The following is a 25,057-nucleotide window of genomic DNA, read 5'->3' on the forward strand; positions in this document are numbered from 1 at the left end:
CACCAAGATCCGACTCCGCACCCGCATGGCCTTCGGCTTCAAAGACCCCGACGCCCTCATCGCGCTGCTCATGCTCACCCTCGGCGGACACCGACCCACACTCCCAGGCCGAACATGACCCACACATCAGTCACAAGAGCCGGAGTCGCTGCGATTTCGGCCGGGCTCTCAGCGCGACCTTGCCCCGTCGACGCCGCGGGAGCGGCTCACGGCCAACGTGGCGGTGCTGGAGCTGCTGGCACAGCTCGAGGAGGAGAACCGGCTTCCCTCCGGCCAGGAGCAGGGTGTGTTGGCGCGCTGGTCGGGCTGGGGGTCGCTGCCGGACGTCTTCGACGACACGGCGCAGCACAGCGAGGCCGCGACGCGGGCTCGTGAACTGCTGCAGGGCCGCGCTCGCGCGGCGGCGGCACGTACGACGCTGAGCGCGCACTACACCGATGCTGCGCTGGTGAAGGCGCTGTGGTCGGCACTCGGTGAAGCCGGGTTCGACCAGGCTGCCGGCGGTCGCGTTCTGGAGCCGGGCTGTGGGTCGGGAACCTTCATCGGATTCGCGCCCGATCATGTCCACGACGTTGTCGGCGTCGAGCTGGATCCGACCACCGCGCGAGTGGCCTCGCTGCTGTACCCGGCCGCGGACATCCGATCCGAGTCGTTCGCCGAGACCCGGCTGCCGGAGGGGAAGCGCGACCTGGTGATCGGCAACGTTCCCTTCGCCGACGTCGTGCCCCACGACTCCACGTACAACCGGCTCGGGCTGAGCCTGCACAACTACTTCATCTACAAGAGCCTGCACCTGGTGCGCCCCGGCGGTGTGGTCGCCGTGCTGACCTCTCGTTGGACGATGGACGCGGCGAGCCCGGCTGCCCGGGACGCCTTCGCCGACATGGCGGACCTGGTCGCGGCGCTGCGGCTGCCGAATCAGACCCACCATCAGGCCGCCGGCACCGACGTCATCACCGATCTGCTGATCTTCCGCCGCCGAGCCGAGGACGAGGAGCCGGTCGACCTCACGCCGGGCTGGCGCAACCTGGAGAGGCTGCCTTCGTTCCGGGCCGGCGCTGGCCTGGAGGATGCCGAGGTCAACCTCAACTCGCTGTTCGTGCAGCAACCGGCGCGGGTGCTCGGTCGCCTCACGTCACGCTCGGGCCGGTTCGGGCCCGAAGTCGCGGTCAGCCCGCCGTTGACCAGCGACGGCCAGAGCCTCGCTGAACGGGTCGCCACGGATCTCGGGCGCCAGCTGGCCTTCGACCTGTCCAACTACGCCGATGTCCGACCGCTGTTCACCCCTGCCGCGACCGCATCCCGGCCGACCAGCCACCCGACGACCACGCCGGCGACCAACCCCACACCGACGGCGGCGTCGAAAACCCCGGTCCCGGGGCCGCGTCGCGGTGCCGCGGAGGAGCCGCTGGTGCTGCCCGAGGCGGTGGTTCTGGCCGAGGGGCACATCAGCATGGGCGAGGACGGGGGCTGGCTGCATGTACGCGACGGCGTCCCGGAGCCGTTGGAGGTACCGAAGTCGCAGGCCAACGAGTTGCGGATGCTCACCGCGCTGCGTGACACGGTCGTCACGCTGTTGGAGGCCGAGGCAACCACTCCCCTGCCCGGCGACCTGCCGAGGGCCGCGAGCTTGCCGAAGGGGCCGGGAATGGCCGGCGAGCAGCGGATGACCGCGCTGCGGGAGCGGCTGAACCGGCAGTACGACGCCTACGTCACGCGGTACGGGCCGATCAACCGGGTCACCAGCCGCAACACCGGCCGGATCGACCCGAAGACCGGTGAGCCGGTACTCGCGCAGGTGCGGCCGCGCCAGGGCGGGTTCCGCGGCGACCCCCACTCCCCCGCCGTGTTCGCCCTCGAGCACTACGACTCCGCGACCGGCACCGCGCGCAAGGCCGACATCTTCACCGAGCGCGTCGTCGCTCCCCGGGTTCTGCGCACCCACGCGGATTCCCCGGCCGACGCGGTTTCGCTGTGTCTAGACACCTACGGCGAACTGCGCACCGGCGAGATCGCCCGGCTGCTCGGCGTCGACCACGCCGCGGCCGAGACGGAGCTGGAGGCGTTCGCGTTCGTCGACCCCGACACCGTCAAGCGAAGCGAGGAGGGATGGACGGCCAACTGGGTGCCCCGCGCGGAGTTCCTCTCCGGGAACGTCCGCGCGCGGCTGGCGCGCGTCGGAGAGGTCCTCGAGCAACTCATCGAGGGCACCACCGCGACCAGCGACGAGTCGGCCCAACCGATGGTGCGCCGGCTCCAGGCGGCCGAGACCGCACTGGCCGAGGTGCTGCCCGAGGACCTGGGGCCGACCGAGATCGTCGCCCAGCTCGGCGTGCCGTGGGTGCCGGCCAAGATGGTGGAGCAGTTCCTGCGCGAGACCCTCGATGACCGAACCGTGGAGGTGGAGCACCCCGGCGGGTCGGTGTGGTCGGTGCGCGGCAACCGCCACTCGGTGGCTGCCCGGAACACCTGGGGCACCGAGCGGGCCAGCGCGATCGACATCGTCCAAGCCTGCCTGGAGCAGCGACAGATCCGGGTCACGGACGAGACCCCGGACGGACGGCGGATCCCGAACGAGACCGCCACGTTCGCCGCGCAGGAGAAGGCCGAGGAGCTGCAGGAGCGGTTCGCGACCTGGCTGTGGGAGGACCCGGAGCGGTGTCAGCAGCTGGTGCGCACTTACAACGACAAGCTGAACGCGATCGTGCTGCGCTCCTACGACGTCGACGCGGACAAGCACTACCCGGGCATGGCCCGGGTCCATGAGGGCCGCCCGCTGCGGCTGCGGCCGCATCAGCACGCCGCGGTGGCGCGGATGGTGGCTCAACCGTCGGTGCTGCTGGCCCACGAGGTCGGCGCAGGAAAGACTCTCGCCGCGGTGACAGGTGTCTCGGAGCTGCGACGATTGGGCCTGGTCAGGAAGCCGGCCGTGGTGGTGCCCAACCACATGCTGGAGCAGTTCTCCCGGGAGTGGCTTCAGGCCTACCCGCAGGCCCGGATCCTGACGTGTGGCACCGAGGACCTGGTCAAGGACAAGCGGCGGCTGTTCGTGGCCCGGGCCGCGACCGGTGAGTGGGACGCGGTCATCATGTCTCGCTCGGCGTTCGAGAAGATCCCGGTCTCCAGGGACACTGAGGAGGCCTATCTCGACGAGCAGCTGACCCAGTTGCGCATGTGGCTGGCCGCCTCGAAGTCCGAGCGCGGCCTGTCGGTGAAGCGACTGGAGGGCACGCTCGCGCGCGCCGAGGAGCGGTTGAAGAAGTTGCGCGACGTCGAGCGTGACCCGGCGATCACCTTCGAGGCCACCGGGATCGACTACCTGTGCGTGGATGAGGCGCACGGCTACAAGAACCTTCGCCTGGCCTCCAACATCCCCGGTGTCGCTGTGGAGGGGTCGAACCGGGCCACCGACCTCGATCTGAAGATGTCGTACCTGCGGGGCCGCCACGGTCGCCGGGTGGCCACGTTCATGACGGCGACTCCGATCGCCAACAGCGTCGCCGAGGCGTACACGATGCTGCGCTATCTGGCCCCCGCGGACCTGGAGGCCGCGGGAATCAGCGACTTCGACACCTGGGCGGCCACGTTCGGGCAGGTCGTCACCGACCTCGAGCTCTCCCCGTCGGGGACGGGGTTCCGGATGAAGGCGCGGTTCGCGAAGTTCAACAACGTCCCGGAGCTGCTGCGGCTGTGGCACCAGGTCGCCGACGTCAAGACCGCCGAGGACCTCAACCTGCCCACCCCCGATCTGGAGGGCGGAGCACCCGAGACGATCGTGGTCCCACCGAGTCAGGAGCTGGTCGACTTCATGGCCCTGCTCGCGCAGCGGGCCGACGCCGTGTCCTCGCGGCAGGTGGATCCGAGCGAGGACAACATGCTCAAGATCAGCGGCCACGGCCGGGCCGCCGCACTGGACCTGCGGCTCGTCGATCACCAGATCGACGGTCTGGCCGCATTCTTGGACCGGGAGCCCTCGAAGGTCGACGCGGTCGCCGAACGAGTCGCGGGGATTTACCACGACCATGCCGACGTCGTCTTCGGCAACGACCCTGAGCCCGGCGCGCTGCAGCTGGTGTTCTGCGACCTCGGCACCCCGACGGGAGCCGGCTGGAACGCCTATGAGGAGTTGAAGGCCCAGTTGGTCTCACGCGGCGTCCCGGCACCGAAGGTGCGGTTCATGCACGAGGCCAACAACGACCGTGCGAAGGCACGGCTGTTCGAGCAGGCGCGCACCGGGCATATCGCGGTGCTGATCGGGTCGACGGAGAAGATGGGTGTCGGCACCAACGTCCAGCGCCGCGCGGTGGCGTTGCACCACGTCGACTGCCCGTGGCGACCCGCCGACCTGGCCCAGCGGGACGGCCGGATCATGCGACAGGGCAACCTGAACGACTCCGTCCGGGTGTACCGGTACGTCACCGAGTCGAGCTTCGACACCTACCTGTGGCAGACGGTGGAGCGGAAGGCGAAGTTCATCAACCAGCTCATGCGCGGCCGACTGGACGTGCGCGAGATCGAGGACATCGGCGACTCGGCTCTCTCCTACGCCGAGGTGAAGGCGCTGGCCTCAGGCGATCCCCGGATCATGGAGCTGGCAAAGGCAGAGACCGACGCGACCAAGCTCGAGCGCCTCGAGCGGGCCTGGGCGTCCGCCCAGCGCAGCCTCGCAGCGACGATCCGGGAGGCCGGGCCGCGGCTGGAGCGGCTGGCGACCGACCGCCAGCAACTGCTGGCGGCGATTCCGCTGCGACGCGACACCGACGGCGACGCATTCTGGATGCGGATCAACGGCACGGCCTTCAGCAAGCGGGCAGACGCCGCCCCAGCGTTGCAGCGAGCCTTGCTCGCGGTGCAGCCATACCAGCGCGACCCGCACCCGCTGTGCGACCTCGCCGGCCTCCATCTGCAGGTGTCGGCGGATTCGTGGATGGGCCAACCTCGGTACGTCGTCTCGCTCGTCGAAGTGCCCCGGGTACACCTGCTCGTCGAGGCCGGCGACGTGCGACAACCGAGCCCGGGCCTGGTGACCCGCGTCGAGAACCTCCCCCGCCGCCTGGAGCGGGTGCTCGACGACGTCGACATGGAGACCAGCAAGATCGAACGGGAGGCCGAGCGGGCCCGCGCCGGCCTCGTCGACGCCTTCCCACGCGCCGGCGAGCTTGCCGAGGTGCGCGCGAAACGCGACCGGCTCTCGGCCGAGCTCGCCGCCGACAGCGCCGAGAACGCCGCCGCCGACCACCCCGGCCCAGCCTCCTCCCCACCTAACGGATCCCAGCCGGAGGCCTCGACACTCCCCCAGCCCAGTGGGCAGGTTCAGGCGGGTCGGCCCGCGATCGTGCCGCCCTCCCCGCCAGCCCGGCCGCGACCGGAGGACTCGCCGCTGTCCCCGAGCTCGTCGGGGTGGTCGCGGTGAGAGCACCCCAAGGTCCGGTTGCGATCCACAGGCTGCCGATCGCGGCTGTTCTCCCCCGGCTCGGGCGCGTCGGATGCGGCTCTCTGGGCGGCTCTGCTCCACTAGGTAGCGGGGTCGAGCCTGCTACCGACCTCACTCGAAAGGACCAACTCCGATGACTGTTCCCGCCACCGGCCGCACCGGAGACGTCTACGACGCGACCCCGGACTTCGTGTATGCGGTGTCGTTGCTCGCCGCGCTCGAGGACGCGACCGGCCAGGAGGGGCACGCCCTGGTGTTGCCGTTCCTGGGCATGGCGCGCGCCGAGCTCACCGACTTCGGTCAGCGACGGCCCGCCGGCTACGTGCCCGTGCAGGTCGGTGATCTGCGATCGGGGCTGGCGGACCTCGAGCAGCGTCTCACCGACCTGCTGGCGGACTCTCAGGTGCTTCAGCACTCGCTGCGGCTCGACTCTGCTCGTCGGCTGCTGCGCCGCGGCGTCGCCGCCGTGGCTTGACCGGCCCTGAGTTCTCGCATCGGGCAGGTCTGGCTGTGTCCGATCCGGCCCTTCGCCGGTTGCTTCTCAGGGCATGACGACCCCGTTGCCGGCTGATGCAACCTGGACCGACTACGTCGACGCCCACGGCGGACCCGAGGCGCCGGGTTGGTGGGTCATCCTGCGCTGGTACGCAGACTCGGAGCATCCGCGCCCCGAGGTCGTCGGCCCCTATGCCACGCACCAGCAGGCAGTAACGGCCATGCAGGACTCGGTTCTCATCGACGGGTTCGCCGAGGACACCAACCGCGAGGAGTGGCTCGACGACGTCTACGTGGACCCGATCCCCGCGTCGATCGCCCGCATGTGTGCCGACTACGGACCGCGAGTGACGCTGATCGATCCCGGCGACCCGAACCACTTCGGCGGCGGCCACGCCCCTAAGCCATCTGCGGACTGTGCTCGAACCGGGCTGATGCAGGCCCGCGCGCTGCGAGAACCCGACCGGGACAAGAGCAACCCTCCCACCGCGCATGCCGCGCATCAGGGGAACCGCTCCCCCGGAACGCCGGGCCTGTAGCCAACTTCTCCACAACCATCTCCCGCCGCGGTGTCCGATCTGGCTCCGCGGCGGTTGCTTCTCCGGGCATGGCAACGACTTGTCGCCGGCGACCGGCGGGTGAACCGCGATGACGGTCACCACCTACGGCGAGCACTCCGAGAACGCCGCTCAGGAGCTCAACGCTCTGATCCGCGACGACGTGCTTCCCTCCGATGAGCAGGCCGTCGACCAGCTGCTGCATTGTCGAGAAGCGGTTGTCGACGCGCTGCGGCAACGGCTCTACGACCTCGGCCAGGACAGCTGGTACCCGCCGCCGGACCATCTGCCGGCTAGGACCCCGAAGCCGACGCTGGCCGGGCTGGACGACAAGCTCGCGAGCCTGGTGGACAACATCGCATTCGCCCTGCCCGCGCTCCCCCTAGAGGAGCGGCGCGCCCAGGCGGACTACCTGACCCCTGCCTCAGCTGACCGCACGGTGGAGTCGTGGCGGACCGCGGCCATCGAGCTGCTGTCGGCCTCGCACGCGCTGTCCACAGCCGAGACTCAGCCTTGGCGCACCGACCCGGGTGCCGGCTGGTGGGTGATGCGCGATGTCGCGGTCGCGCTGGAGGCGGTCCTGGTCCTCGACTCGCGACTGGAGGAGGTCGGATTGCTGGCGCAGCATCATCGGCCGGAGTTCTCGATGGGGCTGGATGAGAAGCGCATGGTGCTCTCCCAAGCCGCGCGGGTAGCGACCTGGCACGCCACGAGCGCGAGCCCCGAGGACGCAACCCCGCGACTGCGGCAGCCGGCTGGGTCGACCGTCGTTGAGCCGGTGGCACTGGTCTCCACGCCCTCCGACCTCGCGGCGGCTCAGCAGCGCCTGGCCGGGTTCCTGCGCCCGATGCTGGCCAGCGACAGCTTCTACGCAGGCGAGCCGGAGATCTCTGCCGACTCCGCCCGGCAGGTCACCGCCAGCCAGCTGTACTTGTGCCGCGCGTTCGCGGCGGCGGCCAGCCAGTCACCGAAGACGGCCACGCTGGCGGCGTTCTTCAACGAGCGTGCCGAGGTTCTGGAGTCGCTTCAGCCTCAGATCAGCCACCTGGCTGACGTCAGGGCCGACCAGGAGCCCAACATGCGCCGCTTCTGGCAGCAGAGCGAGCTCACGACCGCGGTGGCCCGGATGGAGGACCACGGCGTGGCCCTCGCGCTGCAGCCCACCCAGATGGTCGAGCTGGCCCAGGCGACCCACGAGGTGACCCACAACCTGGGCAAGGCGCTGCGTCGCGAACTGCTCCGCGGCACCACCAACCTGGTCGACGCCCACCCACGCCACCGCGACGGTCCGGTCCGGGTGGGGCGCCGCTCCCGGCTTGAGGCCACGCTCACCGACCTGGTGAACATGCCCGCGCCCAGTGAGCCAATAGCGAGGTTCAGCAACCCGCTCCAGCGGGCCGCCCTGCAACAGACGCTCAACCTGACGCCCACGGCGTCCTCCCGGACGCCGATGCCGTTCCCCGCCGCGCGCAGCACCACCTACGGCGCTCCGGCGTTCTGACAACTCCACAGCTTGCCTGCCCCGTCACCGCTGTGTCGGTGGGCCGGGGCACATCCCACCGACAGACAAGGAGCGCCGAGATGAGCGAGCATCCGACCGGTTCGTCGGCCAATGCCGCCCGGTCCCCTGCCCAGGAATCGCCGTGGGTTGATGATCCCGGCTACCCGCATCGGATCGAGAACCACGTCAAGGTCTACCTCCACCTCGAGGAATCCTCGACGCGCCCCGTGGTCGCGGCCCCAGACAGTGCACCCGCTGGCACCCGTGTCTACCGCCGCGACGGCGCGGGCCGAGCGCAGTACGGCACGGTGACCGGCTGGACCACCGATGGAACCTGTGTCTTCCTGTCGTTCGACCAGGGCGGCACCTACTCCGGTCCCATGTTCCGATCCGTCTATGTCTCCGAGACTGAGGACGGGCGCGCCGGGTCCGGCGCTCTCAGATGGGCCGTTTCGAGCGCGGCCGTCGACGGGTATCCCCTCGACGGCGTCGAGGACGGCCACTACTGCGACTACGAAGGGCATCCCCCGGGCGCACGGCCCGACTGGGACCGCCAGCACCGCGAAGCCGCGGACATGCCCCTGCCCACAGCGGGAGAGCTGCTGCCCCTGCTCGCCGCCGCCCTGGGACGCAAGATCGACGGGCCCACAGTCGACCAGCTCCGCGCAGCATCGGACCTGATCGCTGAACATGCCCAGTGGCGGGCGCAACGAGTCGCGTTCTCCGCTGGGGAGGCCGACGGCGACTTCCCTGCCTCCGCGGGCTGGCACGACAGCGACGACGCGGGGTCTGACCTCGCCGACCGCGCCATCGCGCTCCTCGCAGAGGTGACCGGCCAGAGGAGCCACGCAAGTCAGCCGGCTGCTCCAGCCACGACATCGAGCGTCCCGCTGATGCGTTCGGCGCTCAACGCTGCGCCGAACGCATCATCGCCGCAGCCGAGCCAGGACTCGTTGCCGACGTCCCAGCCGCCCTCGGGGCCGACGCGCTGAGCCGCGGCCGCGGGTAACCCAACGCCGTAAGGAGTTCTGATGACCGACGACGAGTCCCGCTTCACCGACCCTGTCTCAGCCGTCGACAACGTGCGTCGCGTCGCCCGGGAGACCGCGGCAGCGTCGGGGTATCGCGCCGCCGCGGCCGCGCTGATGGACGTGCGGCGCGAGTACCGGATCATGCCCTTGAAGCGACGCGAGGCGTCGCCGGACCGGCTCGCGACTTGGGACGCGGTGCGGCGCGAGACCGGTTCGCTGGTTCCCATGGCGACGGGCGGCACCCACGACCACGCCTCTTTCGACGAGCGGACCGCAACTCCTGGTGACCAGCGCCTCCCCGAGCAGCCGGGCTGGGCGCCGGACCCCTCGGTCGCTCTGCAGGCCGCTGCTCTGCGGCAGCCCACTGCTGGACCCTCGCGGCCGCCGGTCACCTCGCCGAACGCCGCGGCCGACCGGGCCCACGGCCGATGAGTCGCTCCCCCGTCTGATGACTGCGCTCGCGCTTTTCCGGTTCGACAACAGGTTGCGTCGACGAGCTGAGGACGCCGACGAGCAGGTCCATCTGACACCCCGGTACGTGCTGGACCCCGTTCGCGTCGTGTTGGGCGGCCGGATCGAGCTCGACCCGTGCACCACGCCGGAGAATCCGGTGGGCGCCGACAGGTTTCATGCGCTCCCCGAGGACGGCGCTGCGCGGCCGTGGTCAGCGGCCAGCATCTTCTGCAACCCACCGTACGGCGAAGCGCGGGTGCGCTGGGTTCGCCGCTGCGCCGAGGCCGGCGCCACCGGTGCTCGGGTGGTGTTACTGATCCCCGCCCACACCGACACCCGGATCTGGCACGAGGCCATGGCGACGGCGTCCTCGCTGCTGTTCATCAAGGGCCGCGTCAAATTCGGCATCCCCCGGTCCAACGGCCGGCAGGTCGCGGCCTCGCACCCTTCGGCGCTAGTGGGTTGGAACGTCGATCTCCGCCTGGCCGACGAGCTAGGCACCGCGGTGCCGCTGGTCAACCCGGAGGCTGACCAGGGCGTTAATAGAAAGCATCCTTGCGATTGTCGGTTATTCTAGGAGGGATGCTTTCGGTATGAAGGGGATGTGGCGGAGATGAAGCGACCGAGTCCAGCGAAGGTGGGTCTGGCGGCCGAGCGGATCGGCTCGCATGTTGTGACCTGGCGGCGTCTGCTTGGCCTTACTGCCGAGCAGGTTGCTCAGCGGGCTGGCGTCTCTGCCCCGACCCTCCGCAAGCTCGAGCACGGTGATCCCTCGGTGACGCTGGAGACCTACCTCAACGTGCTGCGCGCGCTTGGCCGGCTCGAGGATACGGTGACGGCTCTCGACCCATACGAGACCGAGCTCGGCCGCGCCCGGGCTGACCAAGTGCTGCCGAAGCGGGTGCGGCGCTGATGGACTCCCAGCTGGAGGTCGACCTGGACGTGGGCGGGCAGGCCGTGCACGTCGGAACCGCTCATTTCACCCGCCGGGGGCGAGCGGTCACAACCACCTTCACCTACTCCCCCGGCTACCTCGCGCGGCGGGATGCCTACGCCATCGACCCGGCGCTCCCCCTCGACGCGGGCCGTGGTCACACCACGGGCCTGCCGGGAGCCTTCGCCGACAGTGCCCCTGATCGTTGGGGTCGCAGGCTGATCGAGAAGGCCTGGCCGGGACCCGCATCGATCAGCGAGGTCGACTACCTGGTGGGCGTATCCGACCACTCCCGGCAGGGCGCCCTGCGCTACCGCCGTCCCGACAGCCCTGCCTACGTCGCCGACGGACACGAGATCCCCCGCCTGGTCGATCTCGGTCGGCTGCTGCATGCCTCGGACCAGCTGGCGGCCGCGGGGCGGCACCATGACACCGATGAGATGCACGCCGTGCGGGAGCTCCTCGACGTCGGCGGCACCACGCTTGGCGGCGCGCGCCCGAAGGCGTCGGTGATCGATGCCGACGGATCCCTGTCGATCGCGAAGTTCCCACATCCCGGCGACGAGTGGGACGTCATGGCGTGGGAGAAGACCGCGTTGGACCTCGCGGAGCGAGCTGGTCTCCAGGTGCCCAGCCGCCACCTGACCAAGGTTGACGGCCGCAGTGTGCTGATCCTGCGTCGCTTCGACCGTGACGGCACGGCTCGTCGCGGCTATGCCAGCGCCATGACGCTGACCGGTCTCACCGATGGCGGCTCGGCGGATTACCTCGATCTCGCTGCGGCGATCGCGGACCATTCGACCCGACCCGACGCTGACCTGGCTGGCGTGTGGCGCCGGATGGCAGTGTTCTCGGCGATTCACAACATCGACGACCACTTCCGCAACCACGGGTTTCTCCACTCCCCCGGTGGCTGGGAGCTCGCGCCGGCGTTCGACGTCAACCCGAACCCGGATCCGAACAAGTCCCGTGTCACCTCGATCGGCGGCGCCACGTCGAGCGGCGAGGAACGAGATGCGCTTCTCGAGGTCGCTCCCTACTTCGGCCTGACGGCCGACCAAGGCGTCGAAGTCTTGGCCGAAGTCACCGCCGCCGCGGCCTCCTGGCGGGCCGTGGCGTCCAGCAACGGCATCCCCGAGCACGAGCAACGACTGTTCAACGACGTCCTCCCCTCCCCGCCCACACGTGGATCCGCCGGCCACTCTCGTCGATCCCCGACTCTCCAAGCCACGTCGCTGCATCTTCCAAAGACACCAGGCGAGAACGAAACGCGTCCGCCTGGGACTCCTCCCCCAGCCTCGGGCCGATTTGGCTTCTGAACTTCGAATCTCTGGCGTGTAGTTCCGACAGGGGTCGACCCACGTCAAACATCGCCCCAGAAGCCCTAGAACGGCCCTCTGGAGGCCTTCGGGGCCGCCGCCGGGCACAACCACGCCTCGCGAGGACAGTCGACGAGAGGCGCTGGTCGGTGAAGCGGCGGCACTTCCTGACAATGCCGCAGTGACGTACCGCGCTGCGCTAGCGCGGCGTGGTGCCGCATCGCACTACCGCAGGTCAATACCGCAACACACTACCGCCGAGCCGTATCGCGTTACGTCATCGCACGTCGATGCCGGGCTCCACGACCGCGTTCGGTGTCGCGGGCAAGCAATGCGTCGCGGCACTGCGCCCCACCACCGTGCCGCGTTACCGCTCGGTCCTGGTGTGTTCACTACTGCCGCGCGCTCCTGCGCCGCGCTGGTGCGGAGCGGTGGTGGCCGACGGTGCCGCACTGCAGTCATTGCCTGCGGTGCTGCAACCGCTGCCGCGTCGCACTACCGCACGGCGCTACCGCGTGTCGCTACCGCCACGCGATAGTGCGTTGCGGCATCATCGGAGGAGCCCAGGATCGGAAACACACCCAGGAGGCGTCTTCCCCATGGCCTTGACCCAGGATGTGCTCAGCCGAGTCATCACCTTTGCTAACGGCAAGGGCGGCGTCGGCAAGACCACAACCTCCACGAACTTCGCCGGCCTGTGCTCTGCCGCCGGCTGGCGCACCTTGTTCATCGAGTTTGATCCGCAGGGCGACGCCGGCGACGACCTCGGCTACAAGCGCAGCGAGGAGAACGACCAGGGCGCGCACATGCTGGAGGTCCTCGACGCTCACAAGCCACTCCAGCCAGTGATCCGCGACGTGCGGCCGAACCTTGACGTCATCCCGATGGGTCGGGAAGCGCTCAAGCACATCGTGGAGATCGTCGAAGGCAAGGAGCGTCGGGGGACCGAGTTCCGGCTGATGCTGGCCGAAGCGCTCGCGCCCATCGCCAAGGACTACGACCTGATCGTCATCGACACTCCGCCGGCCACCGGGACCTCGCCGGCGATCCTGCAGCTCGTGCTCGGCGCCTCGCGGTGGGTGATCATTCCGACGAAGAGCGACAGGTCGAGCATCGGAAACGTTCGCGAACTGGCCGCCGAGATGGAGGCGGTGCGCCACGCCAACCCCCACATCGAGGTGCTCGGCGTCGTTCCGTTTGACTTCGATCGGCAGGCGACCCGCATCCTGCGCAACGCCGTGGAGGACATCGAGGCCGTGCTGGACGGTGCCGCGTCGCTGTTCACGGATGAGGCCGGCGAGGTCATCACCATTCGTCACTCCAGCGCAGCGATCGACGCGCGCACCGCGGGCAAATTGGTGCATGAGCTCGCAGAGATCGCAACGGAGGAAGAGGCCGGCGAGCCCTGGTGGAAGGCTCTTCAGGAGGGGCGTAGGCCGGAGCGCATCCCGGGGAGTGTGGGAGCGCTCGCCGATGACCACCTGCTGTTGACCAACGCGATCATCACCCGGATCGGCCGATTCGAGGAGTCGATGGATCAGGAGGTCAGCGCGTGAACCGCCGTGAGCCGATGGCACCGATCCAGGGACTGAAGAAGCCGACGCTGCCTCCGCCCACGCCGCGACCCCGGACTCTCGCCTCGGTGCCGTCTCCGACGCCGGACCCCGCGGAGCCGCTGGCCGAGGAGAGCGCCACCGCCGAGGAGGGCACGGCTGCGGGCACGCCGGCCCAGCGTTCCGAGCAGCCGGAGAACATCGAGGGGCAGAAGGCACCAAGGCCCAGGAGGTCCCGCGCGGAGAAGACCTCGACATCGGCGCGAAGCTCCGGCGCCAGCGCGAGCGCGGACACCATGAAGCCGGTGTCGGTCTCGGTGCCGTTCACGCTGGCCGAGGCCTGGCGCGACCGCGCCAAGAAGGATCGGGCATCGCAGGTCGACGTGCTGCTCGACGCGATCGTGGCTCATCAAGGCGAGTTGGATGAGCTCGTCGCAGCATCGACGGAGAAGCCGACGATGAGTGATGGGTTGTTCGACCGCGGCCCGGGCACAAAAGGGGAGCGGTACGTCGGTGTCTCGCTGCGGATCAAGGCTCGAAACCTTGACGTGATCGACCGGCTCGCCGAGAAGCACGGTCCGGTGAAGCGGTCGCCGTTCGTGGCGGCGGTCCTCACGGCGTACCTGGCCTGAACCGAAGATTCCGACGAGGGGGAGTGTTTGGTGGCGACTCGAGTCGAACCGGCTGTTCGCGGAGTCCACGTGCGGCGACCGTTGGGAAGGCCCTGTCCGGCATGCGGGTCAACCAGCACCTGGGCTGAGATCCGACGCGAGGGCGATCGCAGCGGTTCGGGACAGGTAGGGGAGTGGCCGTACGCCGTGTGCCAGGCATGTGGGCATGCCGAGCGGGGCCGCCGAACCGACCCCTTGAAGCCGCCGGCGCCAACAAGCGCAGGGCGGCCGGCACGATCGCCGGAGGCATCGCCGCCCGATGAGGCCACAGCCGCGCCCGCGGACCTCGGCGGCCACAGGCCCAGGCCGCCCCGCCCGAAGGCATCTGACGAACGGGTCGAGGAGTTGCTCGCGGCCGCGGGCTACAACCGGGCGATCACGCCGGCGGTCCTCGAGAACCATCGTCGGTTCGCGACGCATGCCGGAAAGCCCGGCCTTCCCCGGTGGAAGGCAGCGGTCGCACTGCTCAACGGCGCGATGGGGGCCGATGAGGTCCCGCACGTGCGGGAGATCTACGCCGAGGAGAAGCGGCGCAGGGAAAAGCAGAAGGCCCGCGCTGCGCAGCGTCGCAGGCAGGCCGGAGAGCTGGCCGACGTACACGCCGAGGCGGCCCGGGAGCACGTCGCGAGGGTCTGGGCTGAAACGGGGGAGGGGCCGACCTGGCGTGAGCTGGCCGACGCGCTCGGCGTCCACGGACCGCTGGCGTCGGCGACGATCGAGACCCTGCACCGCCGCGGCGCGCTCTCCTCGACCAAGGAGCCTCGCTCACTGCGGGTGACACCGGACTGGACGCCGCCACCGGCGTAGGTCCCCAACACCAGCCGCATAGATCCGTATAGTTCCGGGCAAGTTATACGGACCTATACCTGAGGTGGCGACGATGGAGCCGAGCCCATACGCGCCCGGGTCGCTGCCGGAATACCTGGCTGGCCGCGGCCGCGAGCGGGACCTGATCCGCAACAAGGTCTCCCGGCTGAGCATGCTTGGCCGATCCGGAGGGCCACTGCTGGCGTTTCACGCCCCGCGGGGTCTGGGGAAGACGTCGTTGCTGCGGATGGCCCAGCGGGACGCGATCGCTGATGGGTTCCTCACTGCTTGGGTCACCGGCCGTGATGATCGACCGATGTCACCTGACCTGGCGCAGGCGCTCAGCGTCGCGGTCAAGGAACGATCCTTCGGAGAGCGGTCGAAGGCTCTGTTGCACCGACTTGACCAGATCCAGGTCGAGTTCGGGATCCCGGGTATGAAAGTCGGCGCAACCCTGTCTGCCGACGACGACAAGGTGCCACCCGGCGCGGCGATACTCGAGGAGCTCCTGGAGGACGCGGGCAGGTTCGCTCGCAACCATGAGGCCAAGGGGCTCGTCGTCTTCGTCGACGAGTTCCAGGAAGCCCAGCTGGGGGACCGGAAGAGCCTGCTGATCGGGCTCCAGCACTTCGACGGAGCTCCCGACGCGACACCTGTCGCGATCATCGCCGCGGGGCTGCCCTCGCTGCCACCCGCGGTGACCGAGGCCGCGACTTTCGGTGAGCGGTCCCGGTTCGTCGAGCTGGGATTGTTGAGCGACGTTGCCGTGGCCGAGGCGATCCGGGTGCCGGCCGAACACCACCAGGTCGCCTGGTCCGACGAAGCGATCATGGCGGCGATCGAGTTGGCGGCCGGCTATCCGCACAAGGTCCAGTTGATCGGTGATGCGACGTGGGAGGTGGCACGGCCCACGCCGGGGAGCACGATCACGATCGGCCATGTCCGGCGCGCTGAGGAGGAGATCGAGGACCGCATGAGGGGTCTGTTCCGCACGCGTCTGGACCGTGCCACCCCGGAGCAGCGACGGTTCCTGGCCGCCATGGCCGCGCTGGGGGACGGCCCGGTGGAGAGGGCGAGGATCGCTGCGGAGCTCGGTGTGTCAACCACAGCGGTGAGTCGTCCACGTCAGCAGCTCATCGACCGCGGCTACATCGAGGCCGCCGGCCACGGGCGGCTTCGCTTCACCATCCCCGGTTTCGCGGCGTATGTCCGCGACAACGGGTGACTCGCCGACACTTCGGATATCTGCCCGGCGCGTGTTGACACCGCGGCCCGGTGACAGAAGTGGCGTGACTGTAACGCCCGAGCCGCACCGAAGACGCGCATCCTGTTTGGCTAGCCGGCCGCCTGCCGTGGGTCCTGCTCGAGGAGGTTGCCTTGCCGTTCCAGGAAGGCGGCGTCGCGCGCGGCGGCACCGTCCGGAAGCAGCGCCGCCTGCTCGACGTCGGGTCTGGTGGGTCGCGGGTCGACGCCGGGGGTGCCGAATCGTTGGGTGGTTAGGCCATAGCGCATGCGGTGGCGATCCCACGCGGCGACCGAGGCTCCGCGTTCGGCGGGGGATAGGTCCTTGAACCGCTGCTTGCGTTCGAGGCTGCGAGTGACGAGCTCGTCCGCCGGGACGGTGCGCAGCCAGGTCTGGTAGGTCTCGAGCTCGTCGATGCCGGCCCGGATGCGTCGTTCCGCGAGACGGGCCTTGAGCGCGGTTTGGTCGGTGATGGACATCTGGTCGAACTCGAGCCGCTTCGTCGCGGCGCGATCGGCGCGTGCGGCGGGAGAGAGGTTGTCCCACCACGCCTTCTCCCGAGCCTTGGCGGCCTTGATCGCCCGTGCCCGGCCCGCACTCCAGCTCGAAGTGGTGCCGGCGCGGTAGGCAGCTCGTTCAGCCTCGATCGTCTCCAGCTGACGGGCGTACGCTGCGGACGCGTCCTGCTCGACCTGGACTGAACGGGGCCTGGTGGCCGCTTTCCACCGCCCGTGTTCGTCGACGCGCACCATCCCTGCCCTGCTCAGCGCGACCAGTGCAGCCTTGGCGGTGGATCTCTGTGACTTCGAGGGCTCATCGGTGGGTGCCTCCACCAGTCCGGCCCTCACAACCAGGTCACCCAGGTCCATCGCGGTGGTGGCGGTCAGGAGCGTGCGCCAGAGGCTGTGGCTCGCCCTTGGTAGGAGGAGCCAGAGCCCGCGGGCGGCCGGGGGTGGGTCAAGAACAGGTGGGGGGATTTGCCGTCCCTCCCTGCTCGGAGCGGCGTTGATTTCGAACTCGTAGCTTGTGGAGTCCCGCTCGACGAGGGAGAGGCAGTCGGTGTGGAGGGTTCCGATCCGGCCATTGAGGCGGGCCAGGGCCGCGCGGATGGTCTTGCGGTCGCCCAGGCCGCAGTCGAGCTGCAGATCCCGCTCAGGGCAGGGGACGCGGAGGGTCCCTGCGCGCAGCGCCCGGTCCAGCAGCTGATGGCCCACCAGCAGCAGCGTTGCCCGCTGTCTGGCGGGCACGGTCCACATGAGGCGTTCGAGGTCCTGGCGGGCGGCCGCGACCGCGTCGACGACATTGGCCGGGGGAGTCGCGACCGGTCGAGGCTTGGTGTCCGTGGTGGTGGTGAACGTTTCGGCAGTCCGGACGGACTCGTTCCACACGTAGGCGATCCACCACGAGTAGCCCTGGTGCTTGGCCTTGGTCATCGCAGTCGGGTGCGACTCACGGATGATCCGCCACGCGGTCTCGGGGTTGCCGATCGCCCACACCAGTTCGCGGGTGCATGCCGCCTCGACCAGGGACCGGTCGACCGCGACCGCATGCCGGGTCTTGGTCGAGCCGGCCGCCCACGACCCTGGCGGGACCTCGCCGGTCAGCAGGTATTGCCGCCACTCGGCGCGCAGTTGGCGCTTCCACCGCTGCAGCGCCAGCGGGATCACCAATCGCGAACCGGTGTCCGGGGCGGCGTTCTGATCGTTCTTTGGCTTGATCTTGACGCGGGGACGCAGCGGGGAGGGTGCCGGCCGACCCGGAAGGACCCGCTTCAGTCCACGCAATGCCTCGCGGAGATCTCCCTTGGGGCTGGTGACCGCGCCGTGGCGGTGTGGGGAGGAGAGGGGGCGTACGGCGTCGCGAAGGTCGAGCTCGTGGCGGGGAACCTTCACGTCGACCGCCAGGGCGATCAGGAAGTCGCTGACCTCGGCCGCCAACCCGGCCCGCGCAGCCGCCGGGGCGTAGTGGAAGTCGGGGTGCGCGAAGAAGAGGTGCCAGCGGCCCTTCGCGCCGCCCGAGGGACGTTCCAGCACCCAGCAGTCCCGCCGGCGCAGCCAGTCGGTGATCTCGGCGGCGAGGAAGTCGCCAAGCGGGCCGGGCACGTCGACGTCGACGACGCCGGCGCCGTCGCGGAGGTGGCCGACCAAGGCGGCGACGCGGCCGCGGCCGACCAGCTCGAGCCCGTCAACCAGTGAGGGGACCACGGCGCGGGGGACAGCCTGGTTGCCGGCGTCGATCGCGAGCCACTGGGACGCGTCGGGGTTGAACAGGTGCTCATCCAGCGCCAGCAGGGCCGGAGAGACACGCCGACCTGCATCAAGGTGTGCGGCATCGCCACGCGACGCCGGTACAGTTACCGGCAACAACTGAGTTCCCTCCTTTCGGAGTCCCCCGGTCACCAGCGCCAACTGGTTCCCGGTCTCACCAAGACGGTCAGGTCCCGCGCCAACGGGGCCTTTCGTCATTTCTGGGCCTACGGGCCGTCTCGGACGCTGCCGGCCTCGACCACCGCCTTCCGTACTCGCAGGGGCAGGAAGCTCATCGACCGGGCGCTACGCACCTGGACCGCGGCCTGGAGTCGAAGGTCGTCACCTCGATGCGCAGAGGAGTGCTGAGCCGTGCGCGCGGCGACACGCCAGCGCGGGAATGAGTTCCGCGGCACGTGGGCCTGCTCTACAGTGGGCAGCACAACACCTCCTCGTGAGGATCAGACTTTGCGAATCCGGGCGGCAACCCGGTGAAGCTTTCGACTAGGCCCCGCGGCAACGGGGCCGTTGTCGTTTTCAGGGCACTGCCCTGACCCGATCAACCGGTCATCCGCAGCTGCTCTCCGGCCTCAGCCGCCTGCTGCCAGGCGCGGATGGCCTTCTTCTTGACGCGGGGCTGGAAGGGGACTCCGAAGCGGTCGCACAGGATCTTGGCGACGAAGTCGCCAAGGCTGTTGCCGCGACGCTCGGCCTCGGAGATAAGGATGTCGGCGGCCGCGCGGGGAATCATCGCGCGGTACTTCACGCGCCCATCAGCAACCGGCAGGGGATCGGGATGGTCATTGACCTCGCCGATCGGCACCTCGGCCGTGACGTTGAAGTGGTCCGAGACGGCCCAGCCGATGTAGTCGCCGATGTAGCAGCCGAGCTTGGTGGCTTCTGCCTTCACGAACTCCGCTGCTTCGGGCGGCATGCTCGTGAAGATCGTGTGCCGATCGCCCTTCGCTTTGCGTCCCATGCGAGATATCCAACCGTGGTCTGAGCGGTTCACCCCGCAACCTCGCGTGGACGGCGTGTTGCAAATTTCGCGAAATTTGAGGGCGCCGGCAGAGCTAGAGCGAAGGTGAATCGCCGGGCTTGGCCTGGGCATCCAGTCACAACCACTACAGCAACAGCAGTCCCACCAGATCGGACAGCACTTCCCGAGAAGATCCAGCCTCATCCGCAAGCGGCTCCTCTAGCGGCCCTTGGCGCGTGCGGGAGTGGGGCGACCGGTGACGTAGTCGATCCAGATCTTGCCGACCTCTTCAGCGCGCTCGATATTCGTGCTCCAGAGAACCGCCCGCCCACGCCCGCCAGGTCGGCGCTCGTCGGGAGGCACGTCGGCGACGACGAGTTCAAGGTCTTCGAGGATCGCGAGGTGTTTGCGAACCTGGCTGACGACGGTGCCGGTAGCTTCGGCTAGCTCGCGCACGCCAAGTGGGCGTTCAGCCAGTTGCCGGAGGATCTCGGTGCGGACGCTGTGCCCGATCGCGTCAATGATGACCTTCACCTCCGTCGGCATGTCGGGCGGTGCGGGCAGCGACGGCATGGAGCGCATTGTGCCCGACACTCCCATTCTGAAAGGGTCGTGTTACACGTCTGTTTGTGTGATGATGACCGTACCTCACAGTTCGGCTCGGTTGTGGGACCCACGGGAACCAGCGGAACGTCGGACTTGACGAGAGGACGGAGAATGGTGGCCTCCGGCTCGGGCCGGAGGCGGAAAGGGCGCTTGTCTTGGGAATGCGTCAGCTGTTGATGGCACCGGGGGTGGCGGCACCCGCGGTGCCTACTGATGTGTTGAGCATGGGCGGCGTGGCGTCGAGGCGCGGCGGTTGCCGACCGCAGTGCCCGTCACGTGGCTCAGGCTGTCAATCGCCTCTGAGGGTGCGCTCTGCGGCCTCATCGACGCCGGCCCGCGCGGCATGGGTCGCAGATTGTTTCCGGGCCGGTGTCCGATCTCGCGTCTCGACGGTTGCCTTCTGTGGTGAGAGGGCAAACCAGCAGAGAAGAGACACCGTGGACCTGGCTATCGAGCGGACCGACGTAATGGGCCGCTCACCCGACCGTCTTGTCATCAGGGCGGCCTACCCTCGGGCTGGCAGACAGTCGCATACTCGGGAGGTTTGGTGCTGATGCGCCGTTTTCATCGCAACACCGTCGCGGCCGTGGCGGCCGCCGTGCTCATGCTCGGCGCAGCAGCATGCGGGGGAGAGGACGACCCGAAGGGCGGCGACGGGAACAGCCCGTCACCGACCACCAGCACCGCGCCCACGGAGGACGCCTCGGAGGCGTCGGACGAGTGGAAGAGCAAGTACACCAAGGCCCAGCTGACGTCCTACGAGGACGCCTTGGCCCGATGGAACGAGTACGAGCAGCGCTCGGCGCCGCTCTGGGCGCGGGGTAAGGCCACCGAGGCCGCGGCCAAGCTGTTCAAGAGCTACTTCCCCTCACCGTTCTGGCAGAGCCAGTACCGCCGCCTCGCCTCCTACGAGCAGGTTGACGTGAAGATCGAAGGGACGCCAGGCATCTACTGGTCCAAGGCCAAGAGCATCAGCGACAACGGCCTCAGCGTCGAAATCCAACAGTGCGTGGACAACACCCAGATCAAGGTCACCCAGCGGGGCAAGCCAGCCAAGCCGGTCCGCGCTCAACAGAAGCCAAACCTAAGGATCATCAGCCTCTCGAAGCCGGAGGGGCACGACTGGCTCATCTACGGCATCAAGGACGCATCAAGCGGGAAGCCGAAGCCATGCGAGCCCTGAGAGCAGTCGTCCTGATGTGCGGACTCGTGTTGAGCAGTCTGCTCGTACCGAGTGGCGCCGCACATGCTGACGGCGGCGCGCCCAGCTGTCCCGCCGGTGAAACGCCGCAGCAGATTCCCGGTGGCTGGATCTGTGTCGTCGTGGTGAATCCGGGCACGCCCGGCGGCTCAGATAACGGGGGCAATACCGGCGGGTCCGGGTCGACCGGCGGCACTCCGGCGGTGTGTAACGACATCTACACCGGCGAGGAGGTGCCGTGCACGGACCCGAACGCTGGCGCGTGGTTCCCGGGCGCGATGAACGGGGCAGGCTGCAACGCCTTCATGCTTTCTCCTCAGCCGCCGGCCGGAGACCCGATGTGGGAGGGCCATGATCCTTCCGAGGGCTCGGTGTGGGGATGCGACACCGACTTCGCCAACAACGGCAACACGTTCTTTGTCCCGAATGGGGAGGGCCCGACGGTCGTCGACCCGGCGGTGTTGGCTCAACGGGCGCTGGGGCGAATGAAGTTGGTGTCGGCCGACGCCCAGATCGCTCCGGGGCCGGACTTCCACACCTACATCAACATCGATAACTGGCTGTGGCTGCCGGCCGGACAGTGGGAAACGCTGAGCCTGTCGGTGGCTGCTGGGCCGACGCGAGTGACGGTCACCGCGGCTCCGACGCGGGTGGACTGGAACATGGGCAACGGCGAGACGAAGCAGTGCACCGACGCGGGTCGGGAGTGGAAGAAGGGCATGGGTGACGCTGCGACGACCACGTGCAGTTACGCCTACACGTCGCTGAAGGACCCGGCCGGAGACAAGCACACCGTGTCCGCGCAACTCGTCTACTCCGTCACCTGGACCTGCTCCGGCACTTGCCTGACGCCCTCGGGTGACCTCGGCGAAATCACGGCCCCCGCGGGCGACACGACAACTATTGAGGTGCGGCAGCGCCAGACGGTGGTGACCCATTGAGCACGACGACCAGTCCCCAGCGCACCAACAACGGCCAGTACGGCCTCGACCTCCGCTCCACGCTCGGCCAGGTAGGCCAGAAGGCACCGCGGCGTCTGGGGTCCTGGGCGGCCGCAATCCTCTTCGTCGTCCTAGTCGTGATCGGCCTGCTGGCACTGTTCCAGGCCCAAGGTGACAGGGTCGAAGTCCTCGAGGTCACCAAGCCAGTTCCGGCGGGCCAGGTGATCAAGGCCGGCGACGTCCACGCAATCCAAGTTGCCGGCGTGCCCGGAGCCATCAAGGCCTCCGACGTCGACACCGTGGTTGGGCAGCGGGCCGCCTCCGGCCTGGTCGAGGGTCAGATCCTCACTCCTGAGGCGGTGACCGGCGACCCGCTCCCGGGCGACGGCGAGCGGCTAGTCGCCCTCCAGCTTCCGCCGGGTCGGGTGCCGGGCGGTCTCGCTGCCGGGGATGTAGTGAACGTTCTCGCCGTGCCACAGGAGGGCGCCGCGGCCTCCACGAACCAGCTGCAGGAGCCGCAGGTGCTGGCCGAGGGTGCGCGGGTGCAGTCCGTGGGCAGCACCGCCGAGGGCAACAAGGTCGTGACCGTGCTCGTCAAGGACGCAGTGTCCGATCCGGTCGCCGCATACTCCGCCGCCGGCCAGGTGACGATCGTCCAGGCGCCGCTTGCGGCGGCCGAGGAGTGAGCCCGGATGCTGTTCGCTGTTTGCGCTGACCGAGGCGCTCCGGGATCTTCCACGGTGGCCCGCGTCCTGGCGTCCGCGCGTGGCCTGCCTGCTGTAGTGGTCGGCGCCGACGCCTACGGCGACGACATGGCGTTAAGGGTGCTCCCTGATGGAAAGCACCCGATGCCGGAGACGCCGACCGTGCTCGGGATCGGGGCGGGGAAGTCAGCCGAGCGGCCACAACCCACCGGGCCAATAGGTCTCGCTGAGCAGGGCTCGAGGCCGAGGTACGAGGACCTGTGGCGCGAAGGTTCGCACGAGCTTTCGCCGTTCGTTCGGGTAGTGCCGGGATTCCAGACTGCCGAACAGGGTGCCTCTGCGTCGTGGCAGGTGCTGGCCGCTGCGCTCGAGGCGCAGAACGGTGCGGTGTTCGCCGATCTGGGTCGAATTCACACCGGCTCCCCGTCCATGCCGATCGCGGCTGCGGCCGACGCAATCATTCCCGTCTGCCGGGGCGACCAGATCTCGGTGCAGACGATGGTCGCCCGCCTGGAGCTACTGGTGTCCGCGATCGCCGAGCGCAACCGTCGCCCACCCGTCGTGGTGCCGGTCGTGATCGCGGACCGCAGGCACGGCGACGCGATCGCCCAAGCGGTCGCGAAGATCCTCAGCGACTCAGCCGTCGCAGCGGCGGTACGTGGCGTGGCGTGGCTGGCCTGGGACCCGGCCGGCGTGGCCGACCTGGACAACGGTCGCGACCCGTGGGAGAAGCCGCTACGAAAGTCCGCGTTGATGCGGTCGGCCCGCAAGGCGATGTGGCACCTGGGCCTTGCAACTGGGCTGGATCACGAAGAGCCGAACGTCAAGCCCGCTGGGGGCAAGGGCAAGCGGGCGCGGACAACTGCCTCGCCGGGTGAGCAGCTGCGTACCAACCACGCCGCCGAGCTCCCGCAGGCGGCAGCGCCGGCTCCGCCGCTCCAGCCAGGGTGGCCTCGTCAGGTTGCAAGCGGTGAGTCGAGCCCGTCGCATGTGTCGTCGATCGAGGAGAGCCACCGATGACGGACCGGAATCGAGGGGCTGACCACACCCTGTTGCGGCGCCTGCAGGTGCAGGTCGGCGACCGGTTGGAGAAGGCCGTCACAGACCGCGCCAGAGCTGGCCAACCTGCCATGTCGGGCGAGGACGAGGAAGCGTTCAAGGCCGAGCTCGCCCACCAGGTGGTGGCCGAGTACGCCCGCGACCTGGCCGAGAAGGGTCAGGGCAGCATGCGGTGGGAAGACACCCAAGACCTGATCAACGCTCTGAAGAGCTTGCTTTACGGGGCCGGTTCCCTCGATTCTCTGCTCCGCGACCAGCGGATCGAAGAGATCGTCATGAACGGCTGGAACACGGTCTTCTGCTACTACACCGATGGCACCAAGGCGAAGGTCGCACCGGTGTATGCCTCGAACGAGGAGATGATCGAGGCCATCCAGACCCTCGCCGCTCACGAGGGGCTGTCCGGGCGGGCGTTCGACAGCGCCAATACGCACGTGAATTTCCGTGTCACCTACGCCATCGACACCCCCGACGGCCCGCAGCCGGGCACGGCGCGCTTTCAGGCCGTCATGAGTGTGAGTACCGTCCCCACGGTCACGATCCGGCTGCATCCACAGCAGCGGCTCTTCCGGCTCAAGGACCTGGTCGCCAACGGCACCATGGATCAGCAGCTCGCGGATTTTCTGGCCGCGGCGGTGCGAGCGAAGAAGAACCTCATCATTGGCGGCGAGACCGCGGCCGGGAAGACCGTTCTGCTGCGTGCGTGCGCCGCCGAGATCGGCCCGGACGAGCGGCTGATCACCATCGAACGTGCCCTCGAGCTCGGTCTGGAGGACGACGAGGACGCGCACCCCGACATCGTGGTGATGGAAGAGCGGCTGCCCAACGCGGAGGGCGAGGGTGCGGTCCCGATGCGGGATCTGCTGATGATCTCCAAGCGCATGCGTCCTGACCGGGTGATCGTCGGCGAGGTCCTCGGTCCGGAGATCCTCGTGATGTTGAACGCGATGATGCAGGGCAACGACGGCAGCCTGAGCACGATCCACTCGAACTCCTCGGAGGGGATCGTCGAGAACATCGTCTCCTACGCCATTCAGGCCCCGGAGCGGCTACCGCGCGAGGGTGCGATCAGCATGATCGCCAACGGCCTGGACTTCATGATCTTCATGAAGCGCTACCGCGGCGACGGAGAACAGCGCCGCGTCGTTCACTCTGTACGGGAGGTCGTCGGCTACGACGACGACGGGCTGAAGAGCAACGAGATCTTCAAGCCGGGTCCCGACGGCATGGCTATGCGCGACGTCGAGGTGGGGATCCGGTGCATCGACGACCTCCGCGAAGCGGGCTACCGCGACGTCAACGACCCGGGGCGGTGGGCGTGAC

At 68.9% G+C, this 25,057-nt stretch carries 22 protein-coding genes; 18 read left to right on the forward strand and 4 right to left on the reverse strand.

Features of this window, described 5'->3' with window-relative positions; translation table 11 throughout:
• Positions 1 to 217 precede the first annotated feature (217 nt).
• From Q1V71_RS13920 to Q1V71_RS13965, 10 genes are all read left to right on the forward strand, one after another.
• Positions 218 to 5,413: an SNF2-related protein gene (locus Q1V71_RS13920; RefSeq protein ID WP_300644499.1), complete on the forward strand. Its 5,196-nt coding sequence runs from the start codon at positions 218 to 220 to the stop codon at positions 5,411 to 5,413.
• 154 nt (positions 5,414 to 5,567) lie between these two features.
• Positions 5,568 to 5,909 (forward strand): hypothetical protein, encoded by a 342-nt coding sequence (locus Q1V71_RS13925; RefSeq protein WP_300644500.1) that lies wholly within the window; start codon positions 5,568 to 5,570, stop codon positions 5,907 to 5,909.
• Between the two features lie 73 nt (positions 5,910 to 5,982).
• Positions 5,983 to 6,468, forward strand: a complete 486-nt coding sequence (locus Q1V71_RS13930; RefSeq protein ID WP_300644501.1) for a hypothetical protein — start codon at positions 5,983 to 5,985, stop codon at positions 6,466 to 6,468.
• 109 nt (positions 6,469 to 6,577) lie between these two features.
• On the forward strand, positions 6,578 to 7,987 hold the full coding sequence (locus tag Q1V71_RS13935; protein ID WP_300644504.1) for a hypothetical protein: 1,410 nt from the start codon (positions 6,578 to 6,580) through the stop codon (positions 7,985 to 7,987).
• A gap of 80 nt (positions 7,988 to 8,067) precedes the next feature.
• The gene (locus Q1V71_RS13940) at positions 8,068 to 8,979 is read left to right on the forward strand and encodes a hypothetical protein (RefSeq protein WP_300644505.1); all 912 of its coding nucleotides are present in this window, start codon (positions 8,068 to 8,070) and stop codon (positions 8,977 to 8,979) included.
• Between the two features lie 39 nt (positions 8,980 to 9,018).
• The gene (locus Q1V71_RS13945) at positions 9,019 to 9,450 is read left to right on the forward strand and encodes a hypothetical protein (RefSeq protein ID WP_300644507.1); all 432 of its coding nucleotides are present in this window, start codon (positions 9,019 to 9,021) and stop codon (positions 9,448 to 9,450) included.
• Positions 9,451 to 9,466: 16 nt separating this feature from the next.
• Positions 9,467 to 10,048, forward strand: a complete 582-nt coding sequence (locus Q1V71_RS13950; protein WP_300644508.1) for a DNA N-6-adenine-methyltransferase — start codon at positions 9,467 to 9,469, stop codon at positions 10,046 to 10,048.
• Positions 10,049 to 10,084: 36 nt separating this feature from the next.
• Positions 10,085 to 10,384 (forward strand): helix-turn-helix domain-containing protein, encoded by a 300-nt coding sequence (locus Q1V71_RS13955; RefSeq protein WP_011777073.1) that lies wholly within the window; start codon positions 10,085 to 10,087, stop codon positions 10,382 to 10,384.
• Positions 10,384 to 11,724 (forward strand): type II toxin-antitoxin system HipA family toxin, encoded by a 1,341-nt coding sequence (locus Q1V71_RS13960; RefSeq protein ID WP_300644511.1) that lies wholly within the window; start codon positions 10,384 to 10,386, stop codon positions 11,722 to 11,724. The genes Q1V71_RS13955 and Q1V71_RS13960 overlap by 1 nt, the downstream gene beginning before the upstream one ends.
• A 599-nt stretch (positions 11,725 to 12,323) precedes the next feature.
• On the forward strand, positions 12,324 to 13,280 hold the full coding sequence (locus Q1V71_RS13965) for a ParA family protein (RefSeq protein ID WP_043806864.1): 957 nt from the start codon (positions 12,324 to 12,326) through the stop codon (positions 13,278 to 13,280).
• On the opposite strand, the gene Q1V71_RS13970 is transcribed toward Q1V71_RS13965, so the two are convergent.
• Complete coding sequence (locus Q1V71_RS13970) at positions 13,270 to 13,605, reverse strand: hypothetical protein (protein ID WP_300644513.1); 336 nt, start codon at positions 13,603 to 13,605, stop codon at positions 13,270 to 13,272. The two genes, Q1V71_RS13965 and Q1V71_RS13970, sit on opposite strands and share 11 nt — an antisense overlap.
• On the opposite strand from Q1V71_RS13970, the gene Q1V71_RS13975 reads away from it, so the two are divergent.
• The 3 genes from Q1V71_RS13975 to Q1V71_RS13985 all read left to right on the forward strand — a co-directional run bounded on the left by Q1V71_RS13975 (position 13,583) and on the right by Q1V71_RS13985 (position 15,980).
• Complete coding sequence (locus Q1V71_RS13975) at positions 13,583 to 13,909, forward strand: hypothetical protein (RefSeq protein WP_300644514.1); 327 nt, start codon at positions 13,583 to 13,585, stop codon at positions 13,907 to 13,909. The genes Q1V71_RS13970 and Q1V71_RS13975 overlap by 23 nt on opposite strands.
• A 384-nt stretch (positions 13,910 to 14,293) precedes the next feature.
• Complete coding sequence (locus Q1V71_RS13980; RefSeq protein ID WP_300644516.1) at positions 14,294 to 14,755, forward strand: hypothetical protein; 462 nt, start codon at positions 14,294 to 14,296, stop codon at positions 14,753 to 14,755.
• Between the two features lie 73 nt (positions 14,756 to 14,828).
• A complete protein-coding gene (locus tag Q1V71_RS13985) occupies positions 14,829 to 15,980 on the forward strand; it encodes an AAA family ATPase (protein WP_300644518.1) in 1,152 nt (383 codons plus the stop codon).
• A gap of 110 nt (positions 15,981 to 16,090) precedes the next feature.
• Here Q1V71_RS13985 and Q1V71_RS13990 read toward each other — a convergent pair whose 3' ends face one another.
• The 3 genes from Q1V71_RS13990 to Q1V71_RS14000 all read right to left on the reverse strand — a co-directional run bounded on the left by Q1V71_RS13990 (position 16,091) and on the right by Q1V71_RS14000 (position 19,796).
• Positions 16,091 to 18,364, reverse strand: a complete 2,274-nt coding sequence (locus Q1V71_RS13990) for a hypothetical protein (RefSeq protein ID WP_300644519.1) — start codon at positions 18,362 to 18,364, stop codon at positions 16,091 to 16,093.
• Between the two features lie 439 nt (positions 18,365 to 18,803).
• Positions 18,804 to 19,223, reverse strand: a complete 420-nt coding sequence (locus tag Q1V71_RS13995) for a hypothetical protein (protein ID WP_043806867.1) — start codon at positions 19,221 to 19,223, stop codon at positions 18,804 to 18,806.
• 219 nt (positions 19,224 to 19,442) lie between these two features.
• Positions 19,443 to 19,796: a winged helix-turn-helix domain-containing protein gene (locus tag Q1V71_RS14000; protein WP_300644521.1), complete on the reverse strand. Its 354-nt coding sequence runs from the start codon at positions 19,794 to 19,796 to the stop codon at positions 19,443 to 19,445.
• A 586-nt stretch (positions 19,797 to 20,382) separates the two neighbouring features.
• On the opposite strand from Q1V71_RS14000, the gene Q1V71_RS14005 reads away from it, so the two are divergent.
• The 5 genes from Q1V71_RS14005 to Q1V71_RS14025 are packed head-to-tail and all read left to right on the forward strand — an operon-like array spanning position 20,383 to position 25,056.
• Positions 20,383 to 21,012 carry a hypothetical protein gene (locus tag Q1V71_RS14005; RefSeq protein WP_300644523.1) on the forward strand — a complete coding sequence of 210 codons (630 nt, stop codon included), beginning with the start codon at positions 20,383 to 20,385 and terminating at the stop codon, positions 21,010 to 21,012.
• Between the two features lie 26 nt (positions 21,013 to 21,038).
• Positions 21,039 to 21,971: a hypothetical protein gene (locus tag Q1V71_RS14010; RefSeq protein ID WP_300644525.1), complete on the forward strand. Its 933-nt coding sequence runs from the start codon at positions 21,039 to 21,041 to the stop codon at positions 21,969 to 21,971.
• Entirely contained in the window at positions 21,968 to 22,657 is a 690-nt protein-coding gene (locus tag Q1V71_RS14015) for an SAF domain-containing protein (protein ID WP_300644526.1), read from the forward strand. Before Q1V71_RS14010 ends, Q1V71_RS14015 begins: the two co-directional genes overlap by 4 nt.
• Positions 22,658 to 22,711: 54 nt before the next feature.
• Complete coding sequence (locus Q1V71_RS14020) at positions 22,712 to 23,695, forward strand: hypothetical protein (RefSeq protein ID WP_300644527.1); 984 nt, start codon at positions 22,712 to 22,714, stop codon at positions 23,693 to 23,695.
• Positions 23,692 to 25,056, forward strand: a complete 1,365-nt coding sequence (locus tag Q1V71_RS14025) for a CpaF family protein (RefSeq protein ID WP_300644528.1) — start codon at positions 23,692 to 23,694, stop codon at positions 25,054 to 25,056. Before Q1V71_RS14020 ends, Q1V71_RS14025 begins: the two co-directional genes overlap by 4 nt.
• The last annotated feature ends 1 nt before the right edge of the window (position 25,057 follow it).

This window comes from Nocardioides sp., assembly GCF_030149505.1.
Lineage (GTDB): Bacteria > Actinomycetota > Actinomycetes > Propionibacteriales > Nocardioidaceae > Nocardioides.

Excerpts from the sequence above, each read along its gene's own strand:
- Q1V71_RS13925 (WP_300644500.1), top strand. The coding sequence starts at position 5,568 with ATGACTGTTCCCGCCACCGGCCGCACCGGAGACGTCTACGACGCGACC.
- Q1V71_RS13930 (WP_300644501.1), top strand. The coding sequence starts at position 5,983 with ATGACGACCCCGTTGCCGGCTGATGCAACCTGGACCGACTACGTCGAC.
- Q1V71_RS13935 (WP_300644504.1), top strand. The coding sequence starts at position 6,578 with ATGACGGTCACCACCTACGGCGAGCACTCCGAGAACGCCGCTCAGGAG.
- Q1V71_RS13940 (WP_300644505.1), top strand. The coding sequence starts at position 8,068 with ATGAGCGAGCATCCGACCGGTTCGTCGGCCAATGCCGCCCGGTCCCCT.
- Q1V71_RS13945 (WP_300644507.1), top strand. The coding sequence starts at position 9,019 with ATGACCGACGACGAGTCCCGCTTCACCGACCCTGTCTCAGCCGTCGAC.
- Q1V71_RS13950 (WP_300644508.1), top strand. The coding sequence starts at position 9,467 with ATGACTGCGCTCGCGCTTTTCCGGTTCGACAACAGGTTGCGTCGACGA.
- Q1V71_RS13955 (WP_011777073.1), top strand. The coding sequence starts at position 10,085 with ATGAAGCGACCGAGTCCAGCGAAGGTGGGTCTGGCGGCCGAGCGGATC.
- Q1V71_RS13960 (WP_300644511.1), top strand. The coding sequence starts at position 10,384 with ATGGACTCCCAGCTGGAGGTCGACCTGGACGTGGGCGGGCAGGCCGTG.
- Q1V71_RS13965 (WP_043806864.1), top strand. The coding sequence starts at position 12,324 with ATGGCCTTGACCCAGGATGTGCTCAGCCGAGTCATCACCTTTGCTAAC.
- Q1V71_RS13985 (WP_300644518.1), top strand. The coding sequence starts at position 14,829 with ATGGAGCCGAGCCCATACGCGCCCGGGTCGCTGCCGGAATACCTGGCT.
- Q1V71_RS13995 (WP_043806867.1), bottom strand. The coding sequence starts at position 19,223 with ATGGGACGCAAAGCGAAGGGCGATCGGCACACGATCTTCACGAGCATG.
- Q1V71_RS14000 (WP_300644521.1), bottom strand. The coding sequence starts at position 19,796 with ATGCCGTCGCTGCCCGCACCGCCCGACATGCCGACGGAGGTGAAGGTC.
- Q1V71_RS14005 (WP_300644523.1), top strand. The coding sequence starts at position 20,383 with ATGCGCCGTTTTCATCGCAACACCGTCGCGGCCGTGGCGGCCGCCGTG.
- Q1V71_RS14025 (WP_300644528.1), top strand. The coding sequence starts at position 23,692 with ATGACGGACCGGAATCGAGGGGCTGACCACACCCTGTTGCGGCGCCTG.